Source organism: Marinobacter alkalisoli (assembly GCF_045449855.1).
GTDB lineage: Bacteria > Pseudomonadota > Gammaproteobacteria > Pseudomonadales > Oleiphilaceae > Marinobacter.
On record NZ_JBJJLC010000006.1, the window covers coordinates 104,061 to 124,436 of the forward strand.

Annotated in this window: 13 protein-coding genes; 7 read left to right on the forward strand and 6 right to left on the reverse strand. The window is 50.5% G+C overall.

The genetic code is table 11. The features are described 5' to 3' along the window. The first annotated feature begins 2 nt into the window (after window positions 1-2). The 4 genes from ACJO5Y_RS03995 (at window position 3) to ACJO5Y_RS04010 (ending at window position 4,655) form a co-directional block, all read left to right on the forward strand. On the forward strand, window positions 3-974 hold the full coding sequence (locus ACJO5Y_RS03995; RefSeq protein WP_406985134.1) for a polysaccharide deacetylase family protein: 972 nt from the start codon (window positions 3-5) through the stop codon (window positions 972-974). Between the two features lie 361 nt (window positions 975-1,335). After that, the gene (locus ACJO5Y_RS04000; protein ID WP_406985135.1) at window positions 1,336-2,265 is read left to right on the forward strand and encodes a CoF synthetase; all 930 of its coding nucleotides are present in this window, start codon (window positions 1,336-1,338) and stop codon (window positions 2,263-2,265) included. Continuing rightward, window positions 2,255-3,349: a CapA family protein gene (locus ACJO5Y_RS04005; RefSeq protein ID WP_406985136.1), complete on the forward strand. Its 1,095-nt coding sequence runs from the start codon at window positions 2,255-2,257 to the stop codon at window positions 3,347-3,349. Before ACJO5Y_RS04000 ends, ACJO5Y_RS04005 begins: the two co-directional genes overlap by 11 nt. A gap of 316 nt (window positions 3,350-3,665) precedes the next feature. Further along, on the forward strand, window positions 3,666-4,655 hold the full coding sequence (locus ACJO5Y_RS04010; RefSeq protein ID WP_406985137.1) for a glycosyltransferase family 2 protein: 990 nt from the start codon (window positions 3,666-3,668) through the stop codon (window positions 4,653-4,655). 6 nt (window positions 4,656-4,661) lie between these two features. On the opposite strand, the gene ACJO5Y_RS04015 is transcribed toward ACJO5Y_RS04010, so the two are convergent. Continuing rightward, complete coding sequence (locus ACJO5Y_RS04015) at window positions 4,662-5,690, reverse strand: hypothetical protein (protein ID WP_406985138.1); 1,029 nt, start codon at window positions 5,688-5,690, stop codon at window positions 4,662-4,664. 346 nt (window positions 5,691-6,036) lie between these two features. Here ACJO5Y_RS04015 and ACJO5Y_RS04020 point away from each other — a divergent pair, with 346 nt between their 5' ends. Then, window positions 6,037-7,389 carry an O-antigen ligase family protein gene (locus tag ACJO5Y_RS04020; RefSeq protein ID WP_406985139.1) on the forward strand — a complete coding sequence of 451 codons (1,353 nt, stop codon included), beginning with the start codon at window positions 6,037-6,039 and terminating at the stop codon, window positions 7,387-7,389. On the opposite strand, the gene ACJO5Y_RS04025 is transcribed toward ACJO5Y_RS04020, so the two are convergent. The 4 genes from ACJO5Y_RS04025 to ACJO5Y_RS04040 all read right to left on the reverse strand — a co-directional run bounded on the left by ACJO5Y_RS04025 (window position 7,380) and on the right by ACJO5Y_RS04040 (window position 15,527). Continuing rightward, window positions 7,380-8,354 (reverse strand): glycosyltransferase family 2 protein, encoded by a 975-nt coding sequence (locus ACJO5Y_RS04025; RefSeq protein ID WP_406985140.1) that lies wholly within the window; start codon window positions 8,352-8,354, stop codon window positions 7,380-7,382. The two genes, ACJO5Y_RS04020 and ACJO5Y_RS04025, sit on opposite strands and share 10 nt — an antisense overlap. A 24-nt stretch (window positions 8,355-8,378) precedes the next feature. After that, window positions 8,379-9,899 carry a lipopolysaccharide biosynthesis protein gene (locus ACJO5Y_RS04030; protein ID WP_406985141.1) on the reverse strand — a complete coding sequence of 507 codons (1,521 nt, stop codon included), beginning with the start codon at window positions 9,897-9,899 and terminating at the stop codon, window positions 8,379-8,381. A 1-nt stretch (window position 9,900) separates the two neighbouring features. Then, entirely contained in the window at window positions 9,901-10,878 is a 978-nt protein-coding gene (locus ACJO5Y_RS04035; RefSeq protein ID WP_406985142.1) for a glycosyltransferase family 2 protein, read from the reverse strand. A gap of 146 nt (window positions 10,879-11,024) precedes the next feature. Next, entirely contained in the window at window positions 11,025-15,527 is a 4,503-nt protein-coding gene (locus ACJO5Y_RS04040) for a Kelch repeat-containing protein (RefSeq protein ID WP_406985143.1), read from the reverse strand. 181 nt (window positions 15,528-15,708) lie between these two features. On the opposite strand from ACJO5Y_RS04040, the gene ACJO5Y_RS04045 reads away from it, so the two are divergent. After that, window positions 15,709-16,671: a GNAT family N-acetyltransferase gene (locus ACJO5Y_RS04045; RefSeq protein WP_406985144.1), complete on the forward strand. Its 963-nt coding sequence runs from the start codon at window positions 15,709-15,711 to the stop codon at window positions 16,669-16,671. Window positions 16,672-16,682: 11 nt separating this feature from the next. Continuing rightward, on the forward strand, window positions 16,683-18,251 hold the full coding sequence (gene xrt, locus ACJO5Y_RS04050; RefSeq protein WP_406985145.1) for an exosortase: 1,569 nt from the start codon (window positions 16,683-16,685) through the stop codon (window positions 18,249-18,251). Window positions 18,252-18,276: 25 nt separating this feature from the next. Here the strand turns inward: xrt and ACJO5Y_RS04055 are convergent, their stop codons facing one another. Next, window positions 18,277-20,286 carry a PA14 domain-containing protein gene (locus ACJO5Y_RS04055; RefSeq protein WP_406985146.1) on the reverse strand — a complete coding sequence of 670 codons (2,010 nt, stop codon included), beginning with the start codon at window positions 20,284-20,286 and terminating at the stop codon, window positions 18,277-18,279. Window positions 20,287-20,376: the final 90 nt, after the last annotated feature.

The following is a 20,376-nucleotide window of genomic DNA, read 5'->3' on the forward strand; positions in this document are numbered from 1 at the left end:
CGATGACTTTCAATCAGCTTATTTATAAGGGCTCGCGCCCGTTTGGTGGCTTTCGGCTTGCGAAGTTAATGTCGCGACGTCACCCTAAGATCCTAATGTACCACCGGATTAGTTCAGATCCAAATGCTGAGGGCCTAACGGCGGATCAGTTTCGGCTGCAGGTTGATATTATCAAGAGAGAGTTTCTGCCAATGACTCTGAGAGACCTGCTGTCTGCGCATGAAAGTAGAGAGGTGCCGGACAATGCAGTAGTGGTGACATTTGATGACGGATACGCAGATTTTGCAGAGGTTGCGTTTCCGATCCTGCAGGCTGCAGGTGTACCGGCAACATTATTTGTGACCACGGGGTTCGTAAACGGTGACATTTGGTTATGGCCCGATCAGATCCGTTATGCGATTAGTCACGCTGGAACTGAGCAGCTCACGCTACCTCCTTTTAACCAGTCTTTTAATGTGAAGGTAGATCCGTTCGAGAGTTGGAACACCATTGCTGACCATTGCCTCACGACATCCAATGAAGAGAAGCTCGCGCTCATAGACGAGCTTTACAAGCAGCTGAAAGTGACTAAACCTGTTACAGCTCCCGATAACTTCCGTGCGGTTTCATGGAAACAAATCAAACAAATGATTGGAGATGGGCTCGATATTGGAAGCCATTCTATTAGCCACCCCATCCTGACGAAGCTAAATGATGAACAACTCTCTAATGAGTTGCAGAGATCGAGGCAGAAAATTGAAGCAGAAACAGGAATGAGTGTAGATGTATTTTGTTACCCAAATGGACGTGAGGTCGACTTTGATCAACGTGTAAAGGAGTGTATTCACCAATGCGGTTATCGTTATGCGGTTTCTGCTTTCCCAGCAAAAAGGCCTATTGATGACAACTGGTGTATTAACCGGTATCCGATAGGGCGAAGACTGGACTTGTTCGAAAAGAACTTATTTGGGTTCTCATATCTGGCGATGACTTAACATGTCGTATGACTCGAATTTCCTTAAGCGTGTAAGGTTTTGCGTTACTATTATTTCTTACGCTCTTATTGGCGTTCGAATCCGTTTTTGGCGATCGGAAGTGGAGCGCGTTTGGAAGCTAAGTGATGGGCCACACAGACAATATTTAAACTCCATACTCGAAAATATACACCCCGAAGATGGTGTCGGAAATGCCATCGAATCGTACGACGCGCTGACGGACGCTACGCCTATATCAAAATTGATCCTTAATCAAAGGACTTCCAGAAAGCAGTATCCGAAATGGCTATTTAATCGTTTTACTTCAGGCACTAGTGGAACTAGAACAAAAGTTTTTCTGTCTAGGCCAGAGGTCAGTCGAATGCTGGCGGTCCGAGACTATTGCTTCAGGCAGTATGGAGTGAAGCTTGGTGCCCGAGAAGCTAGGATATGGGGTACAAGTAGGCCGAACTACTTAAACTGTTTAAAGGAGTGGATCCTGCACCGAAAATCTTTTTTCGTCGTTAGCGATAACTTGCAGGAAGTTGTTGAGGAACTGCGCAGATGGAAACCCGACTATGTTTATGGTTATTCGTCCTGCATCCTTTCCCTTTCCAAGTATTTGGTTGAGAAAAATTTGTCAGTTCCTGGAGTTAAACTTGTAGTTTGCACTGCGGAGCAGGTATTGCCAACACACAAAAAGGTTATTGCCTGCGCATTTGAATCAAGAGTTGTTGAAGAGTATGGCTCTACTGAATTTGATATACTGGGGTTTGAAGACCGGAATGGAAATCTAAGGCTCGTTAATCCATGGCTAGTAGTTGAATCTCCGGATAATTATATTTTGGTCACAGATGTATATAGATCGAGTCAGTCGTTTGTTAGGTATAAGATTGGTGATATTGGGAAAGTGGAGGAGAAATCTGGGGGTGAGTTCGGCTCCACATTAGTAGTAGAAGAACTTCAAGGTCGAATTGGAAATCGTTATGTCTATGGAGAAGGTAAAACAAAGTTTCATTCATCTGAGTTTTCAAGGGTTTTGAATGATTATTTTGATAACTCCAAGGATATTTTCGATTTTATAGTTGTTCAAGACGATTTTGGACAATGCGAGGTTCATGTGAGCTCTGAGCCTGTAATTGGGTTTACGCAATTTTGTGAGCGGCTGACTAAAAACATCTATCGCCGCACGACTGTACGATTGAGAGTTTTTCCAGGCACTATCGGTCGCCTTGACCGTTTTAAAGGTAAACGAAGTTATTTTATTCAGAACATTCAATGCCACGAAAGGAATGCGGAAGGTGAAACTTGACATTAACGCGGTGGGGGATATTTCTCTTGGGGATCATCCGGTTTGTGTCGGACATGGGATGCGTAGTGCCCTTGAGAAGCATGGGCGAAAGGTATATCGAGAGATAGAGGATGAGCTAATAAGCGGCGACATTAACCTCTGTAATATTGAAACTGTAGTCTCTAACGTTGGCTTCAACCGGTATTGGCTGCCCTCTTTCGAGATGAGGGGAGATCCATGTCAGCTTTCAGTTGTGAAGGATGTTGGTTTCAATGTAATGGGTGTGGCTAATAACCACGCGATGCAGCATGGAGTGAAAGCCTTTGAGGATATGGTAGAACAGATTGCAAAACTTGGAGTATCTGTTATCGGCATCGAGTGCGATAAGAGGCGTACATCTGTACACGAGTTTGTACATGATTGTGAGGGAGTCAGTGCAGTATTCGCTGTATCCATCCGGCCTGAGGAGTGGACGAAAGATCGACCGGTTCTATACTCCCTGAGGGAGTCAACGGGCATTCTTTTGGAGGAAGTGCGTCAGTTACGCTCGAGGTACAGTGGCTTTTTGGTGTGTTCCATTCACTGGGGCTTGGAATTCCTGGAATATCCAGCACCGAGCCAGATCGAACTTGGAAGGAAGTTGATCGACGCAGGGGTTGATGTGTTATTTGGTCATCACCCACATGTGCTTCAACCGGTTGAGCGTTATAAAAATGGGTTGATCTTCTATTCACTCGGAAATTTTGTATTTGATTTATGGCCGGACTCCACAAAGTTAACTGCAATTGCTAAAGTAAGGCTTGAGAGTGGGCGAGTGCCAGATTACAAGGTTGTCCCTGTAAAAATTGGTGATGACCTGAAACTACGTAAAGCTGATAGTTTTGAGACACAGAAAATTAAAAGCCTTCTCTCGTGGACTAATTATATGAATCGTGAAGGCACACCTAGCACGGACTTGGAGTATGAAAACCAGTATAAGTTAGAAAGAAAAGCTTTCCGTTATTCCAGTTATCAATACTTTCTTGCAAATCTGAGAAAATATCCACTAAGGTTTGTGGTTCAGTCACTTGCAAGAACAGGTTTAAGGCGGATTCTAGGTATATAGAAAGTTTATAGGTTTAGATCATTCGCTTTCAGGCTCCCATGAAATCATTTTTCGTCTTCGGCTCAGTTGAGAGTTCGTTGAAAGATTAACTACCGATATTTTGATAAGCTTTTATTAATGCTTAGTGTTGGAGCGTCTTTTAGGGATCTGGTTATTATAAAGGTTAAAATGGAAGATTGGGTCATAACTATCCATAAAAATAAGAATGGTAAGTCAATTAGGTAGTTTTAATAAATTAAAATTTAGGTCTGTAATTTTAATGTTCAAGCCGAAGGCAAATTGGGAAAGAGTAAATTTCGGAAGGTTGCGGCCTTTTATGCGCCATATTAAGTTGAGTATTTATTTAAAAATAAGGGTTTTTATGAAGATATTTGCTTCGGTATTGATACCTGCGTATAACGAGGAAAGGGATATTAAGAAATGTTTAGATAGTATTAAACACCAAGATTACAGATCCGATCAATTTGAGGTGATTGTTATCGACAATGGATCAAGCGACGCAACAAAACAGATTGCTGTTGATGCAGGGGTGCAAGTAGTTGATGCTAAAAGCATGCTTATTGGAGGAGTCAGAAACGAAGGTGCAAGACTGAGTAAAGGCGATGTCCTCGCATATCTAGATGCTGACTGCGTTGCGCCCCCTGATTGGTTGAGTAATGGTGTCTCTCTCTTGATAGGATCAGATTCTGTCGGAGCTGTTGGTGGTCGTTGCTCTGTCGCGGATAATGCCACCTGGATTCAAAGGGCGTGGGGGTGGAAGAATCCTGAATCAACTGAAAAGCAAGTTGATATTTTAAGTACAGCAAGTTTTTTTTTAAAGAAAAGCATTTTTAATGAAGTTGGGGGGTTTAATGAGACGTTGACTGCCGGAGAAGATACTGAAATCTCTATGAAAATAATAAAGAGTGGCCGGATTTTGATTCTATCGCCCAGTGTTGATGTTATTCACTTGGGTTATCCATCCTCGATGAGCTCTTTTTTTAGAAGACAGATTTGGCAATCTACTGATTATCTGAGAACAATAAAGAATAAAAAAGATCTAGTGTTTTTGCTTGTTCACTTTTTTTTAGCTAGTTTTTTTATTGGGTTAGTTTCTTTGTTTTTTAGCGCGGGTATATATATATTTTCTTTTTTTATAGGATTTACAGTTTTTTCCGCAATCTCGCTCGCATCGTATCGCCATATAAAAATGAAAAGAGGGAAGAATTTTTCTCTTCTCTTTCAGTCCTTTTTTCTAAACTACCTCTACCTTTTAGGAAGAAGTGTTGGTTTGATCAAAAGCTACCTTCGGACAATATTCCGATAAATACTGTCAATTTAGCTCAAGTGATGGGCTCTTTGGACATTGAGGACAAATTGAGTATCCTTCACTATTAACATTCCCGTTGGGATCAACTATATAAACGTAGAGGTTGTCCTGAGTCGAGAATTGTCCGAGATTAATATCAACCTCGATTCTACTTGAACTCCAGGAGGAAAACGGTTGAATTTCACGTTTACTACCCGCATCGTTCCAAGTTGGGCTGGTTGAGAGCTCCACACGGGCCGGGGAGCTTGAAACAAAAATGTCATCCATGCGTATTTCAAGATCTGTGTAGTCATCGTAGTTCGGATCAAACCCAATCAGCCAAATTGTCATACCATCAGGCGAGCTTTCCTTCTGATAATTCGTGACGGAATGCACAGGTTTTCCGTTGGTCCAGACATCGATTGTTCCTTCGTCTGCGTTGGCAAACACCTCCAATCGGTTCCAGGCGCCGTCCACACCGCCCCAGCCACCCCAATTGGTGTCGCCATAAGCGCCAAGCAGTACCTGAGTCCATGAGATCCTGGTTTTTGTGCCATCCAGGTCATCCCAAATGCGAATTAACTTGTTGTGACCACTGTATCGGTCAATGTCGTAGCTGGCATAGAACCACCAGCTTACATAGATGTTTCTGTTTGTATTGTTGTCAAAGGCGCGAGGAACGCCCAGAAATGCTTTTTCTTTTCCCATGTAGTGGGCTGAAGATCCTGGGTGGCGATGACCAGACTGTTTGGCGATGGTGATCGGGTTTGCCCAAGGGCTGCCGTTTCTTGTCCACGGACCTTCGCTTTCAGGAATTGTTGTTCCATGCGACATGTCTGCGAAGGCGCTTTGGTTGTCGACCGTATCCCATAGGTTTCGGTAATTAGGATCAAGATCCCCAAAGCCAGAACCTTGTATGGTTAACTGTCCTCCAAGCTTGATTTCACCCTGAATTTCTGTGACTTGGGGGGCGGACAAACTGGCGGTTGAAAACAGAAGTCCGGAAGCTAGCAGCAGCGGTGTCACAAATGAGGGTCTAGTGTTGCCTATCATAAATTCACCGTGAGGTCGGGGCGGTAGACGGAGCACCGCTTCAGATATTCATTTGATCCGCTTATCTATATTTTACAACATAAAAAATTACGTATAATATTGTTTTGTAACTTTGCTTGTTTTTTTATAACCAAATATTTTCACGTTTGTTCGGCTTAAATTTATTATTGACTATCAAGGCTATTAGGTAGCACATGGAATATGTTCAGTATCTATAATCTGCTATTATAGAGTGTAGATCATTTATAAGCAATGGTGATATGTTGATGGTTTAATCAGTGGTCGGAAGAGAAGGGTGCTTTGAGGTCTAGTACCGGACACAACAACTGAGTTCCTGAGGTTTAATATGGATGTTTCAGTTTTTTACGATAGGGATAAGTTTCTTCGAGAAACCGAATTGCCATTTCGGTTGTATCTGATTTATCTTGTAAGCTTTTTTATTCATATACCTGCTCGGTTTTCAGTGCTTGGGTTGATAAGATTCGACCTGGTTTTGGTTGGGGTTATTTGTTTTCTTATATTTTCTAATAAGTCCACTAAAGGTGGGCGTCTGGATGATGCTTCTAAATACTTGTTGGCGATATTTATATATTCGGTTGCTGTTCTTCCTTTGGTCGAGTGGCCAGGTTCGGTCGTTAATAATGGATTGTACGAGTTCGTAAAAGGCGCCATTTTCTATTTTTTCACAGTGAATCTGGTTTTTTCAGAACGACGCTTAAAACTTTTGCTCTTTGTCTTTATATCTTGCAATATTTTTAGAGTTTTTGAACCTCTCTATTTGAATATTACAACAGGTTATCTGGGGTCGAGCACCTATCTCGGCGGATCGGACTATGCAGGGAGGCTGGCAGGAGCCCCAAGTGATACTATAAATGCCAATGGTCTGGCGTTTGTTATTGCCTCTATTTTTCCCTTTTTACACTATGTGTTCGCGCCATTGAATAAGAAAACTTGGATGCTATACGCAATTATAGTTCCTGTTCTACTATACACAATGGGCCTAACGCTCTCACGTTCCGGTGTCTTGGCGTTGGGAATTATAGCATTTGGTATATTTATAAAAAGTAAAAGAAAGGTGGCTCTTCTTTGTTTGGGAGTTGTAGGTATCTTTGCTATATGGTCATCGCTTAACGATATACAGAAAGACAGGTACTTATCGTTGGTCAGTGAAGATTCGCGCCAGGCATCGACCGCGCAGGGTAGAGTTGAAGGGTGGTTCACTGATTTTGAAGTGGCTATGAATAGACCAATTATTGGACACGGCTTGGGAACTTCTCGTGAGGCTAATTGGAACGTTGCAGGAAACGATCGAGTCTCACATATATTGTGGGCAGAGATAGTTCAGGAGATTGGGGTGATTGGTCTTGTTCTTTTTATTCTATATTTAAAAACCATGATAATGAACTTTATAGAAGCCGGACGACTTATCAAGAGCAGACTTCCGGAATCTCACTTTCTTAGTCGATGCACTCAGGCGATGCAGGTTTGGTTGTTAATGAATCTTTTATTCAGTTTTGCTAGCTATGGTTTGAAAAGTTATGAATGGTATCTATTTGGTGGCCTGTCTGTTGTATTGATGAATATAATTAAAGGAAAAGTGTCAGAGGTCAGCATAGAAAACAATGGAGCAACTAAAAATGACAACTCATTAGCAGGAAAACGTTTTTCTCTTGCTCGGCGGATAAATCGTCAGGGTTGACGAGAGTGTTGTTCGTCTTTATGTTTTCTAAATGGCAATGAGTAAAGACTGATCTTTATAGCCTGTCGAATATCATGGTTTAGGTCAGATAGTGATTTTGGCGGAAAAGTCTCTTTGTACATTTTTATTGCTGAAGCGAGCTGACTTTTCGTTACCAGGCAGCTCTGTAGGTTCCTCCAATAGCGTCGTACCCGATGTTGTAAGCGCCGCTTTAGGATGGCGTTTGGTTCAGAAAGGCTCAGATCACGACGGCTGGCAATCAGGTTCCGTAACATCCGCTCGTTATCGTTACTCATGTTCGTGTCGTGCAGGCGTCGTTCAAAGCCAACATTCGGGCTTACAATGATGTCGCCGTGCATGGCTGCCCGGTAGATCAAATGGAAGTCTTCGCAGGATTTGAGTGATTGATCAAACCCGCCGAGCCTCTTGATAATCTTTGTTTTGAATAGGGGGGCGGAGGCAATCGTGAAATTCTCACTGATCAGGATACTGCGGCATTCCTCGGAGCCCAGCGTAAAGTCTGAGTTCTTGTACCTGTCGAGGTAAGGGACCATGGTCGGGCACGTGGACATGTGGTCGGTCGATCGTTCCGTTCCGGTGAAATTGCAGTAGTTGGTAATGCACATGACCGCATTCGGGTGCTGTGTCAGAGCATCCACCTGCCGGGTCAGCTTGTCTGGCAGCATGATGTCGTCCGCATCAAAGAAGGTGACAAATTCCCCCTGTGCATGCTTCAGGCCCCGGTTTCGGGGGGCCGCGCATCCGCCACTGTTTGCCTGGTGTATATAGTTTACCCGGGGAGAGTAAGACTGAACGATGCGTGCGGTATCATCGGTTGATCCGTCATCCACCACAATGACCTGGAGGTTGTCATAGGTCTGGTTGAGGATGCTCTCCAGCGTTTCCGCGATAAAGTCGGATGCGTTATAGGCGGGTACAATCACTGTTACCAACGGTTTATCCATAATCCTCACCTTGGGTTGATACTGTCATATCCATGACTTTAGTCGTTGATTGGGCACCAGTTTCCGGAGTTCCACTTTTTCGGATTCTGAAAATGCCAGTTTCAGGCCCGCAATCCCGCAGATCAATGACATCACCATCGCTAACCCTATGATATCCGGGTAGCCATCCAGCTTCACGCTGACATGGATCCAGTAAAACAGTATTGAGAGCGGGATGAGCAGGGCGACGAGCGGTCGCGCCATACAGAGATAATAGTCTCTGGTTGGCAATTCGATGGCACGGCAGGCAAATGTTGGCAGAACAAAAAGGCGTAGTAGCAGTAGGGGAATCATGGTGCCAAGGGCGACGCCAATCAGCCCATAAAACTGAACCAGGATCAGGCTGAGGCCAAGGTTCAGAATGACTTCCACCACGTCAATCTTGGCGACAATGCTGTGTTTGTTGGCTGCGTACATTGCGGAATTGAGCGGGTGGTTGGCGAAGCCAATCAAGCGTCCTGTCAGCAGAATGACCATAACCCAGTAGGCGTCGCTGTAGTCGGGGCCCATCCAGCGAACGATAAAGGCATCACCAAAGATCACCAGCCCGCCGCCGGCAATCAATGCTACAACAAGGTTCAGCCGGGTGATGAACAGCAGTTTGCTGTGCAGTTCCCGTTTGTCTTCACGTGCGTGGTAGCTGGTGAATATGGGAACAAACATGTTGGTGGCCTGGCTGAGGAACTGCGCCACGTAATCCACCAACCTCAGTCCGATGGCGTAATGGGTCACACTGGCCGCGGACAGGAAGCCTGCCACGACAAAGTTGTCTACGTTGTTCCTTAGCTGGTAGGCAATGGCAATGACGAAGGACCAGGCGCTGTACTGGAACAGTTCTTTACTGTTTGCACGGGATGCGAGGGTTTTTGAGAATCTCAGGCCTGGAAACGCGGATTTGCAGATCAACAGGTAAAGCAGGTTGGAGATCCTGGCGGTACAAAAGGTAATAACTGCCAGTGCGACGATGCCGTAGCCATTGGAAATGAACCACCAGGTCAGTACCGCGCCCAGCAAGGTCATGGCTATCCGCGTGAGGGCCACCTGATGGAAGCGCAGTTTTGCGCTGGCCACGCCAGCCAGGGCGTTGAAGGGGAATTCCAGCGCAACGGACACACCAATAATGAGTACGAGTAACTGCACCAGGTCCTTGTCGGTTTCCGATTCGAGAAAAAACCTGCTTGCGAAACTGGCCCCGATACTGGCCAGAACAATCACAAAGGCGATAGCGATATAGATGACCAGCGCTGTATTGATGGTGACGTTGGCCTGGTGGTCGTCTTTCAGGCCAAAGGATTGGCTGACGTAACGGGTGACTGCACTGGCCATGCCCATATCGAAGAGGTGATAGGCTGCAGCCAGGCTGCCGACCACGGTCCAGATGCCGTACCAGTGATCCCCCAGTTCGTGGATCAGGAAGGGCATCATCACAAACGCCACGATGATGCTGACGAACGTTTGCGATACCCTCGTCACTGAGCCCTTGAGTAAAGCGATGGCGGTAGACACGTCAGTTACTGGTAATGGATTTGAGGTGCTTGAGCTGACTCAAGGCCCTGGCCGGAAGCATCGACAGGGAGAGGTAAAACAGCGTTTTTCTGTCCACCCGCTTGCCCAGGGCGCTCATAAAGGCATGCCGGGCCTCCTTCATCCTGTACGTCGAGAAATAGGAATAGCCGGCCTCGAAATAGTACCGGCCAATTCTCTGGTTCAGCAGTTTGAGCGACGCCGGATCACCCTGATGAAAGCGCTTCATTTTTTCGGTGCAGGCAATCAGGCCCGGGGCGCGGTCTTCAATGTTTCTCAGGGATATGCTGCCCGAGCGGATGCGATATTGGTGAAACACTTCCGGTATATACAGCAGGTCGTATTGGCTGGCCACGGCCTGCCACATCAGGAAATCATCGGAATTGCGGACTTCCTCGTCGAAATAACCCACCCTGTCAAACACCTCCCGGCGTATCGCCACGCCAGATGTGCCCAGGTAATTGGATGCCGCCAGGCCCCGGAGTGCGGCGTGGGATTCGATCAGGTATGCCTGTTTTCCAACTGGCTTTTTGGGGATTTGGTGCAGGGTCTGGTAGGGCGCAAGGAAGTCCGGATTGACGATGTTGTCCTGCTCGTCAATGCAGGCAAAACCGGTAAAGGCGAGGCCGGCATCCGGTACCTGTTCCATCACGGCCACTGTTGTGGCCATCTTGCCGGGCAGCATGACGTCATCGGAGTCGAAGATGAAGATCAGTTCGCCCTCTGATTTGCGGATAGCCCGGTTTCTGGGGGCAGCGGGGCGGCCGCTGTTAGCCTGGGTGAACAAACGGATACGCGGATCGTCAAAGCGACGGACAACCCCGGGGGTGTCATCGGTGGAGCCATCATCGACGATGATCAGCTCAAAATCCGTAAAGCTTTGCTGGAGAATTGACTGAATCGTTACGCTGATAGTGTCCTCGGCATTGTATGCCGGGATTATCACTGAAGCTTTTGGCATTTGCGTCCCTGCCACTGCTGTCATTCGACTGGTTTCAGAAAGTATAACGTATGTGGTATGGCAGGAGATAGCAACGTAGATCACGGGTCGGAAGTATCCTGTCGAAGGCTGGTGATTCAGCCTTCGACAGGATGGTGCGAGTGGGATCAGAAGCGCATGGCTTCCATCGAACTGGTGAAGGATGAGCCAGAGGTGATACCGCCACCCATGATATAGAACGTATCGTCGATGGTTGCCGCAGCGGCACCATGTTTCGGTGTCGGCACTTTGGTCAGGGGGCGCCAGAGATTGGTGTTCGGATCATACTCTTCATTCTGATTGAACACGCCGGAGGAGTTGCCTCCATTGAGTTCGCCGCCCGCGACCTGGGCCTTTCCATTGATGGTACCTACGCTCATGGCCCGCCTGCCGGTAGGCATCGGGGTTTTTTCTACCCAGTTGTTGGCTGCGGAATCAAACATTTCCACGGTTTTCATTTCCCCGGTGGTTGTGGTGCCATCCGCATTCCGGTGCCTGCCACCAAATACGTAAATCTGGCCGTTGAGTACGGCGGAGCCCGGATTATCCCGCACATAGGTCAGTGAGGGAGCGGACTGCCAGCTGTTGCTTCCCGGGTTGTAGACCTCGACGGTGGCCAGGGAGGCGCCATTGCCCCCCATGCCGCCAATGACATAGATGACGCCGCCAACGGCCTGGGCAGTCGGGCCACCGCGAGGCGTTGGCATATCCGCCAGCTGAGTCCAGCTGTTGCTGGCCGGATCATAGACTGCGGCATTGGCAACAGCGCCGGAGAAGGGCGCGGTGGAACCGCCAAACACATAGAGTTTGCCATTCAGTACGGCAACGGCGGGATTCTCAACGCCTTCACCCGGGAGATTGGCACCCTGGCTCCAGGTATTGCTGGCCGGATCGTAGATCAACAGGGTGTTGAGATGACCACTACTGTTCTTCCCGCCCACGGCATACATCTTACCGTTAATGGCCGCGCCGCTGGCGTCCAGCACTGCAATAGGGGCTGGCACTTTGGATTCCCAGCAACCCAGGCTGACCGGCCGCAGCGAGGTGACCTTGCCGCCGCCGAACTGGCCAATGAACATGTCTCCTGTGGTGTTACGGGCCAGGGGTAACGGATCATTAAAGCCCGTCGCCAGGGGAGCGCCATCAGTGGCTTCGGTTCCGGTTTCGTTGAGGCCAACCCGGAAGATGTCATCACCCACGGAGTAGTTTGTGATCAACAACTGGCCGTTGAGGTAGTCGCCAACGCAGCCCTCACCGCCATCGTATTCAATGATGGCATTCGAGGATTTGTGTTCACCGAGGTTGAAAATCGGCTCCTCATAGTTGGGCAATGGGGCGACGCCCTGATAGGAACCGTCCTTGAAGACACACTCGTCCCGATAGGGGTTGGGATGGCCGTAATAGGAACCTTGTTTGATCAGCAGCAGAAGGTCCGGTTGGGCGCCCGGGTTGTGGCCCCCGTTGAGGTAACTGGAGGTATCGCCAAAGCCAAAACACGCAGGTTCCGGGCTCGGTGGGTAGGTGCCGGTTACGCCAAGGCCATTGTCAGTGGCGTACATATTGCCATTGCTGTGGAAGACAAAGTCATAACTATTGCGAAGACCCGTGGCGTAGGGAACAACGTCGCAAGGGGGAGGTCCGAAGATGTCACTGGTGTTGTTGCAGGTGCCATCAAACCCGGCTGCGAAGACATCCGCGACAAGAATGGCGGCGCTCAGGGGCTGTTCCTCCATCTGACCAAATTCCGAGTTGGACTCGTTGGGCGCTCCCGCGCCTGTATTACCGCCCGATGCAATGTACAAGCGGTTGTCTTGTGGCCCGAAGTGAAGCGAGTTGATCGAGTGGTTGGCAATGGCACGGGGCAGTCCGGTAATGACGTGCTGAACCGTGCTGAAGTTTGCGCCACCGAGTTTGGTGACCATGCCCGAGTTCGGCTCACCATTGTCCACCGAGGGACTGGAGTGTGCGACCCAGAGTTCGACGTCGTTTTCCGTGGAGTCCGGGGAGACGGTAATACCCAGGGTAAGTCTTGGCCCGATATTATTGACCAGAGATTCGATGACCTGATCGTCGGCGACATTCAGATCGGCATCAAAGGTCAGCGCGTGGATAGTGCCGAACAGTTCTGTTACATACAGGCGGCCGTCCGGCCCCCAGACCATGGAGGTCGGGAAGTCTACATTGTAGTCTTTGCGGATGAAGTCCACGCCTGAATCCGGGGCGAGGGGACCATCGCCTTCCTGCAGGGTGAATTCATCAAACTTATAGATCATTGATGCTGCGGCGTGCCGGTGGGTTGCGAATATGCCGGCAAAGCTGCGGGTGCCGATTTCCGGGTCTATGCCGGCGGCATCGAAGCTGAAGAACTCATCTGGTGGCACTAACGTGTCCACCTGGGCGGTAGAGCCTCCATTCAGGCTGTAGTTGAGCCCTACTGTGCGATTAAAGGGATTTACCGTCATCCCAAATACAATATCTGAGCCTATGAGGCCCGAGACAGAGACATTTTCTTCAGTTACGACTTGGCCGTCCACTTCCATCAGGTAGTGGATTAGCGTCCCATTGGGGGTGGAGACAACCACCAACTTAATGTAATTGTCCTCGTTGTTACCGAACCATAGTCCGGCCTGTTCGTAGTTTCCGGTACCTTCGGGTACATCCAGTACCTGAGTGGTAATACGGGTGATCTGATTGGGTGCCGCGAAGCCTACACCCAAGGCATTGTCCTGCGTATTATTACTCACGAACTGGATGCCAGCAGTTGTGTTGTACTCGAGATAACCTTCGAGGAAGTGCATCTCCAGGTTTTCGGGGATATAGCCAGCGCCCGCGCTGGGTTCATCCAGCCATGTAAAGCCTGTACCCCAGCCATTGCTATCCATGTAGTAACCCTGGCTCTCGGTAAAACTGAGTTGATAGGGCAAACTCACCCGTACATCTGAGCAGTCAACGGGCGCGCACTTGTCGCTACTGGCAATCGTCAGGCCGACCGGCACATCAACAGGATCACTACCGCTGGAGGTAAGGGTCAGGATGGCTGTGTAATTACCCGACGCCAAGCCGCTGCTGTCCACATTGACCGTGATGGCCTGCGGTGTGGTGCCGGTTGAAGGTTGCGCGGATAACCACGGCATGTTGGTGCTGACGTTGAAGTCATGTGCATCGCCATCGAAATGGCTGACATCCAGGGACTTGCCGGCGATCGGGGTGTCGGGTTCACCTGAGAAAGTCAGGGATGTCGGGGACACCAGGATCCCCTGGCTCCCGGCTGTGATCGTCAGGGTGTAGGTCAGTTCGTCGTTCTCATAACCCGTTGCCGTGGCGGTTACCTTGCCGGTATACGTGCCTTCGGCCAGGCCAGCCGGGTCGGCGGTCACCGTGATGGTTGCTGGTGTGGTGCCGGAGTTTCCGGAAGCGCTGAGCCAGGGGGCATCGGTTGACAGGTTGAATGTCGCGCCGGAATCGTCACTCGCAGAGAGTGTGACGGTGCTGGTGACCGGTTCCGGGTTATCCACGTGCCGCGAGCCAGCCAGTGTTTCCGTACTGAAGGACAGTTGGCTGGTATTGTTGACTACGTCGAAGAAGTCCGTGACTTCATGAACGGAGCCATCGGACAAATTGACCACAGCAGTCACCGTATGAGAGCCATCCGCCAGAGCCAGGGTGTCATAGGGGAACGCCAGGTCATTAGGTGCTGTACCCGCCATGTCGTACGGAGCCAGACCTTCGGACTGGTTGGGAGATCCCGACTTCTGCGGGTTATCGATATAAAAATTGACTCTTGAAATACCGGGTGACGTGGGTATGAAAACATAGATATCGCCACTGACGCTGGCGTTCTGGAGTGCTGATGCGGACGACCTGTCTGCCGAAGAACTGACCATCAGGGTGTAATCGCTGGCAGCGGGCGCGATAATGTCGAAAGACACCTGTAGATAGGCTTTGCCCACACCAGTGCCGGAAGCCTCGACGGTTGCTGTGTGGTTTCCTGCCGGCAATCCCGATGGGTCCGCTGTGACGGTGATGGTCGCCGGGGTAGTGCCGGAGGTTGGTGACAGGCTGAGCCAGTTGGCATCGTCTGACAGGGTAAAGCTGACGTTATCGTCGTTGGACGATGCCAGGCTGACAGACAGCGATTGGGTACTGCTGGATCCTTGCTGGGCCGTGAACGATACTCCTGCCTGGCTGAACTCCAGCACCGGTACGGAGTTGTTGACTGTAAAAGTGGCGGACAGTACCTCAGACGTGCCGTTGGTATAATATGTAGTAGCGTGAATACTGTGCTGCCCATCGGGCAGGGAGGCTGTATCGAACGGTTTTGCCGTGAGGTCGGCCTCTGTCGCGTTAAAGTCGAAGGGGGCCACACGTTCGATGAGTCTGGGGGTGCCGGGAGGCGTGCTGTTGAGATAGAAATCCACCCGGTTAACGCCCGTGGACGGACCGACAAAGATATAGGCAATATCGCTGATTTCAGCTCCGTTCAGGGCGATTGCTGCACTTCGGTCAGGAGATTTGCTGATCAGCAGGCTGGGCGCCGCGAATGCGGAACTGGATAATCCAAGCAGTAAGAGTGAGAAAAGCACAATGAAAAAGTGGTTGAGTCGACCACCTCGGGACCCGGAAAATGTCATGTCGCCCGCCTCCTGCAGATCCATGAAGCCATCGTTCAGGAGGCAGCATCTTTGATGCCACGACGAATATTAAATCTCTAATACAGTGTGATAACGTTGTTACAGGTCTAGGTTTATTACGGAATTGTAAGATTTTTCGACAAGGGCCTTGCGGGGCCTCCAACTCAGGGACGATCAATTTGTGAGCCTGTTTCAGACTGAGGCGTGGCAGAAGAGCTGGTGGGATATCTGGGGTGATACTCCCGGTTTCCAGTTGTTGTCCGATGGTGGCGGAGGCAGGTCCGGGCTTTATCTGGATCGTTACCGTTTACGGAAACTCCTCCCGATTCGTTGCCTGCAGTTTGTGGGCACAAACTACAGACGCCTTTCCACCCCCCGCACCGAGTACAACGGTTTTGGAACCGCTCATTCACTGACTTCGTTGTTTGACGGTCTCGACCAGAGCCACTGGTCGGAAGCGGTATTTCGCGATATGCGGGTGAACTCCGGGGATTTCCGGGCCCTGAAGGCGCTTGCCCGGGAGCGGGGCTGGCTAGTCCGGACCGTTGCCAGTGATGATGCTTACAGCATTTCGACATCGGGTAGTTTTGACCACTATCTGTCTTCACTGGGCTCCAATTCCCGGCTGAAGTTCTATAACCGGAGGAAGCTGTTGCAGGCCGAAGGCCACATTGAGCTTAAAAACTTCTGGCCTCCGCAACGGGGAGACTTCTTTACGCTGCTGAACCAGTTCCATGGTCATCGCTGGGGCCGCCCGTGCTTCAGTAATGACAGCCTTCGCTTTCACGGACATTTCCTCTCGCGGATTGAAAAAGAGGGCGGAGTGCCGGAACTATCAGTCCTGACCTGCAATCACAAAGCGATATCAGTACTGTATAACGTGATGTTTCAGGGTGTGACCTACAATATCCAGTCCGGATTTGATGAGTCTTTTCACCGGAAAATCGCCCTTGGCACGCTCCATCTTGGTTATAGTGTCGAGAAGTCTTTTGAGGACCCAGGCGTGCATACGTTTGATATGTTGGCCGGTGGCGGAAAGAACGAGAACTATAAGAGTCGACTGGCGACCCGCACAGAACCCCTGATTTCGGTTATGGTGGTCCGAAGCCGGTTGTTAAAGCGATTGTATCTACTTAAAGGCTGAGCGCTGTAGACATGGAACGTTTGTCCCCGAATTCCCCGTTGCACTGGCTGATTCCGGTATCCCTGGTGGCGTTGTTGGCAATTGGCCTGTGGCCGGCGCTGGAGGTGCTGGGAAGTCGTTGGCTGAAGTTTGATCAATCATACTCCCACGGCTTTCTGGTGCTGATCGTCAGTCTGGCGTTGACGGTCCGGAAATGGCTGGCCAACCGGCCGGTGCCGGACTTTTATTCGATCTGGTTGCTGCCTCTCCTGGCCGCTGCCGCGGTTTACCTGATCGGAAGCCTGCTATTGATCGAGGCGCTTCAGCAAATCGCGTTGGTGCCCTTGTTGATTGGCACGTTGCTGCTGGTGTGGGGCTGGCGTCAGACCATGCTTTTTTTCCTGCCTATCGGGGTGTTGGTGTTTGCCATTCCGGTGTGGGATTACCTGTCCTGGCCGTTGCAGCTGGTAACGGTTGCGGTCAACCAATTCCTGCTGTCCTGGCTCGACATTGAGTTTATCGTTGAAGGCGTGTTTGTTTACTTTCCGGGTGTGGGGGCCTTTGAGATTGCCCACGGGTGCTCGGGTCTGCGTTATCTGCTGGTGGGGCTGACACTGGCAACGATCCACAGCGAATTGAATTACCGCTCACTGACTGCCCGGATTAACCTGTTTGTGGCGGCTGTCATGCTGTCATTGCTGGCAAACTGGATTCGGGTCTTTGTCATTATTTATGTGGGCTATGAGTCCAACATGACATCTTCGTTGATCAATGCGCACGACCATTTCGGGTGGTGGGTGTTTGCCGGCACACTGGTTCCGCTGTTCCTGTTTGCCCGTTATCTGGAAAGGCGGGAAGCCAGGAGCGGGGAGGGGACCGCAAAGCGTGTTCCCGATCCTGCGTCCGGCAGCGGTGGCTTTCCTGTAGGCAGGATGCTGATGCTTGGGGTTGTTCCCCTGGCGCTGTTCTTGTTCGCTTCCTGGGCAACGATTAACGGGCAGGGCGCCCACGGGGTTTCCGGCTCACGGGTTCAACCGGCACCACTGGTCAGTCGCTCAGAGTGGCTGCCTCTGTTCAGGAACGAGCTGGAGGGATGGGTTCCTGTCATGGAGCGCCCGGATCAGTCCCAGGTACATGTCTATATGAGCCGCGATGAGGTTGTGCCAGACACCAACGGTCCGGTTGAAATCCTGACCGGGATATACACCTATGAAGTACAGAGGCCGGGCGCAGAACTGGTGCACTACGGGAATCGGTTGTACGACACCAGTCATCTGGTTCCGGAACAGACTTTTGATGTGGGTGCCGGACCGGGGCTGATGCTGGGCGGGGTGACGCTGAAATACCGGCAAAGCGAGACCAGAGTTCACGTAGCCTATGGGTATTACGTTGAGGGGCGCTGGGAAAGCAATGAGCTGCAGGCAAAGCTGGCGCAACTACCGGGAGCTTTGAACGCTCGCAACGACGCGTCTCTGGTTGTATTGGCCTTAACCTGTGATAGTTGTGACGCCGTGGGCACTCTCAATACGCTGTTCCCGGAGGTCCGGGAAAAGGCTCAGGCGCATCTTGATGGTTTGTACGGGAGCAAGTCACGACACTGAACATCGGACTTGCTCCCCCATCACCTTATTGCACCTCTGCGGACACTGGACTGGACGGTGCGCTGGTGAGGCCGTTGGTATCGACGACCTGGATGGTGAAGTACCAGGTACCCGATGCCAGACCGTCGAATGTGTAGGATGTAAGCTCGCCACTGACTTCCTGTTCGCTGCTCAGGTCTGACTCGCTCTGACCGTAGTTGATAATGTAATAATCGATCTCGCTGAGGTCGATCGAACTGCCGTCCATGCGTGTGGACGGAGCCGTCCAGGACAGGGTAACGGAGCTGTCTACGGTTCCCGGATCGGTAGTTTCCGGCTCGGTGGTTTCGGGTTCTTCGCCAGTGGTTCCGTCACCGTCTGTTTCCACGGTTTCAAGGGTGTAGGGATCCAGGCCACTCTCGTACGCTTGCAGGTTGCTGATACCGTCATTGTTGTTGACGCCATCGGCATCCGGCACCCAGGCGTTCAAACCGTGCTGTAGCTCCCAGGTATCGGGGATTCCATCACCATCGGTGTCCTGGCTACTGGGAGAGGTATAGTCTGGTGTGGTAACGGTCGACGCGGTCGATAGGTTCTGGTTGGTGGTGATGTTCCTTGCGGAGTATTGAGCCACAGCGCTGCCTACATCTTCGAAGTACTCAACGGTCAGATTTAATTGCTCGCCCGCTTCCAGTGAACGCTCATAACTGAAGGAGGTCGGTGCATGCTGTGTCCAGTCATCAATGACCAGTTCGCCGTTGGCGTATAGGCGGACCCCATCGTTGGTTCTGACGGTAAACTCGTAGTTATTGCTGCCACTACTATGGGGCGCAGTAAAGGTACCGCTCCAACGCACGCTGAACTGGTCGCTGGGCATGTCCGGGTTGGGGCTGCCGCGACCCCAGTTGAAGTCGACGGATTCGTTGACCTGGGTCAGAACCAGCCGGTCAAACGATGTACCTTCAAAGTACTGGCCTGTGAAGCCTGCAATGAATTGTGGCTCCGCTTCCGGCTCAGGCTCCGCTTCCTCGACCGGCATGTCTTCGTGGTCATTCAATGCTGTCCCCGCCTGATACTCCTCAAGATTGGTGTAACCATCATTATCCAGATCCCCCTCGGCATCCGAGGCATCAAGTGGATCCAGGTCATAGGCGTATTCGCTGCCGTCGGGAATGCCGTCACCGTCTGTATCCGGGTTGTTTTCGGCGGTGCCAATCAGGAATTCATCGGCAGCGGCGAGCAGGTCTCCGTCAGGATCAGAAGCGGCGTCGTCGGGGTTGGATGGATCAAGCCCATAGACCACTTCCCAGTTGTCGTAGATGCCGTCCTTGTCCGCATCGAGTGGAGGATAGTCCGGGTTGAATGCAAGGCCTTCAGAGCCGTCAAGGAACCCCACCCGATAGCCCAGGGAGTAGGCTTCACCAGAGCTGACATCGTCACCATAGACCGGTTTGGCCCAGGAATGGATGTAAGCGCTGCCAATGATCTGTTGGCTTATCCCGGGGCCTTCCCAGGCAACTGCGAAATGGTCGCTACCGTAGCCTTCCTTCTGAAGCACTTCGAAGTAGTACTGTTTGGAGGAATCCAAGGTCACATAACGGGATGTTTGGGAGCTGTATTTGGTGAATTCGTTGACGTTGGTCCAGTCTGGTGTCATGGCCAATAGTTCGACATCATTCGGAGAATCGGACGTGCTTAACCAGAATTCTGCCTGATCATTGCCGCTGACGAAGAAGCGGTATTCACCAGAACTTGGTGGCTCGATGAACCCTCTGACATAAGATCCGTAATATTCAGCTCGATTCTCCGGATCTTCCAGGCTGGTTAGTTCGGCTACTTCATCAGGATTATCAGGAAACTTTTCGGAGGCGGTCATTGTGTCAATCTGGATGCCATCGAGATTGTCATAGTATCGGACTTCTACCACCCCAGGCTGACTTTCTTCGGGTAGCGCAGCTGTTGGCGGGAGATCTTCTATGCCTCGAAACTGCCAGCTTTGACAACCGCTGATCAGAATGACTGCACTTCCTACTCCCAGCACTTTGCAAACAGACATACGTCACCCGCCTTCCTGGTCAATGATGCAACACGTTAAGTATTGTTTCAGTCTGTAAGGGCCGCCACCGGCTTCTTGGATTGTTTTGGA

Bases quoted from the DNA above. Each gene is read 5' to 3' on its own strand.
- ACJO5Y_RS03995 (WP_406985134.1), top strand. From the start codon at position 3: ATGACTTTCAATCAGCTTATTTATAAGGGCTCGCGCCCGTTTGGTGGC.
- ACJO5Y_RS04000 (WP_406985135.1), top strand. From the start codon at position 1,336: ATGCTGGCGGTCCGAGACTATTGCTTCAGGCAGTATGGAGTGAAGCTT.
- ACJO5Y_RS04010 (WP_406985137.1), top strand. From the start codon at position 3,666: ATGCGCCATATTAAGTTGAGTATTTATTTAAAAATAAGGGTTTTTATG.
- ACJO5Y_RS04015 (WP_406985138.1), bottom strand. From the start codon at position 5,690: ATGATAGGCAACACTAGACCCTCATTTGTGACACCGCTGCTGCTAGCT.
- ACJO5Y_RS04020 (WP_406985139.1), top strand. From the start codon at position 6,037: ATGGATGTTTCAGTTTTTTACGATAGGGATAAGTTTCTTCGAGAAACC.
- ACJO5Y_RS04025 (WP_406985140.1), bottom strand. From the start codon at position 8,354: ATGGATAAACCGTTGGTAACAGTGATTGTACCCGCCTATAACGCATCC.
- ACJO5Y_RS04035 (WP_406985142.1), bottom strand. From the start codon at position 10,878: ATGCCAAAAGCTTCAGTGATAATCCCGGCATACAATGCCGAGGACACT.
- ACJO5Y_RS04040 (WP_406985143.1), bottom strand. From the start codon at position 15,527: ATGACATTTTCCGGGTCCCGAGGTGGTCGACTCAACCACTTTTTCATT.
- xrt (WP_406985145.1), top strand. From the start codon at position 16,683: ATGGAACGTTTGTCCCCGAATTCCCCGTTGCACTGGCTGATTCCGGTA.
- ACJO5Y_RS04055 (WP_406985146.1), bottom strand. From the start codon at position 20,286: ATGTCTGTTTGCAAAGTGCTGGGAGTAGGAAGTGCAGTCATTCTGATC.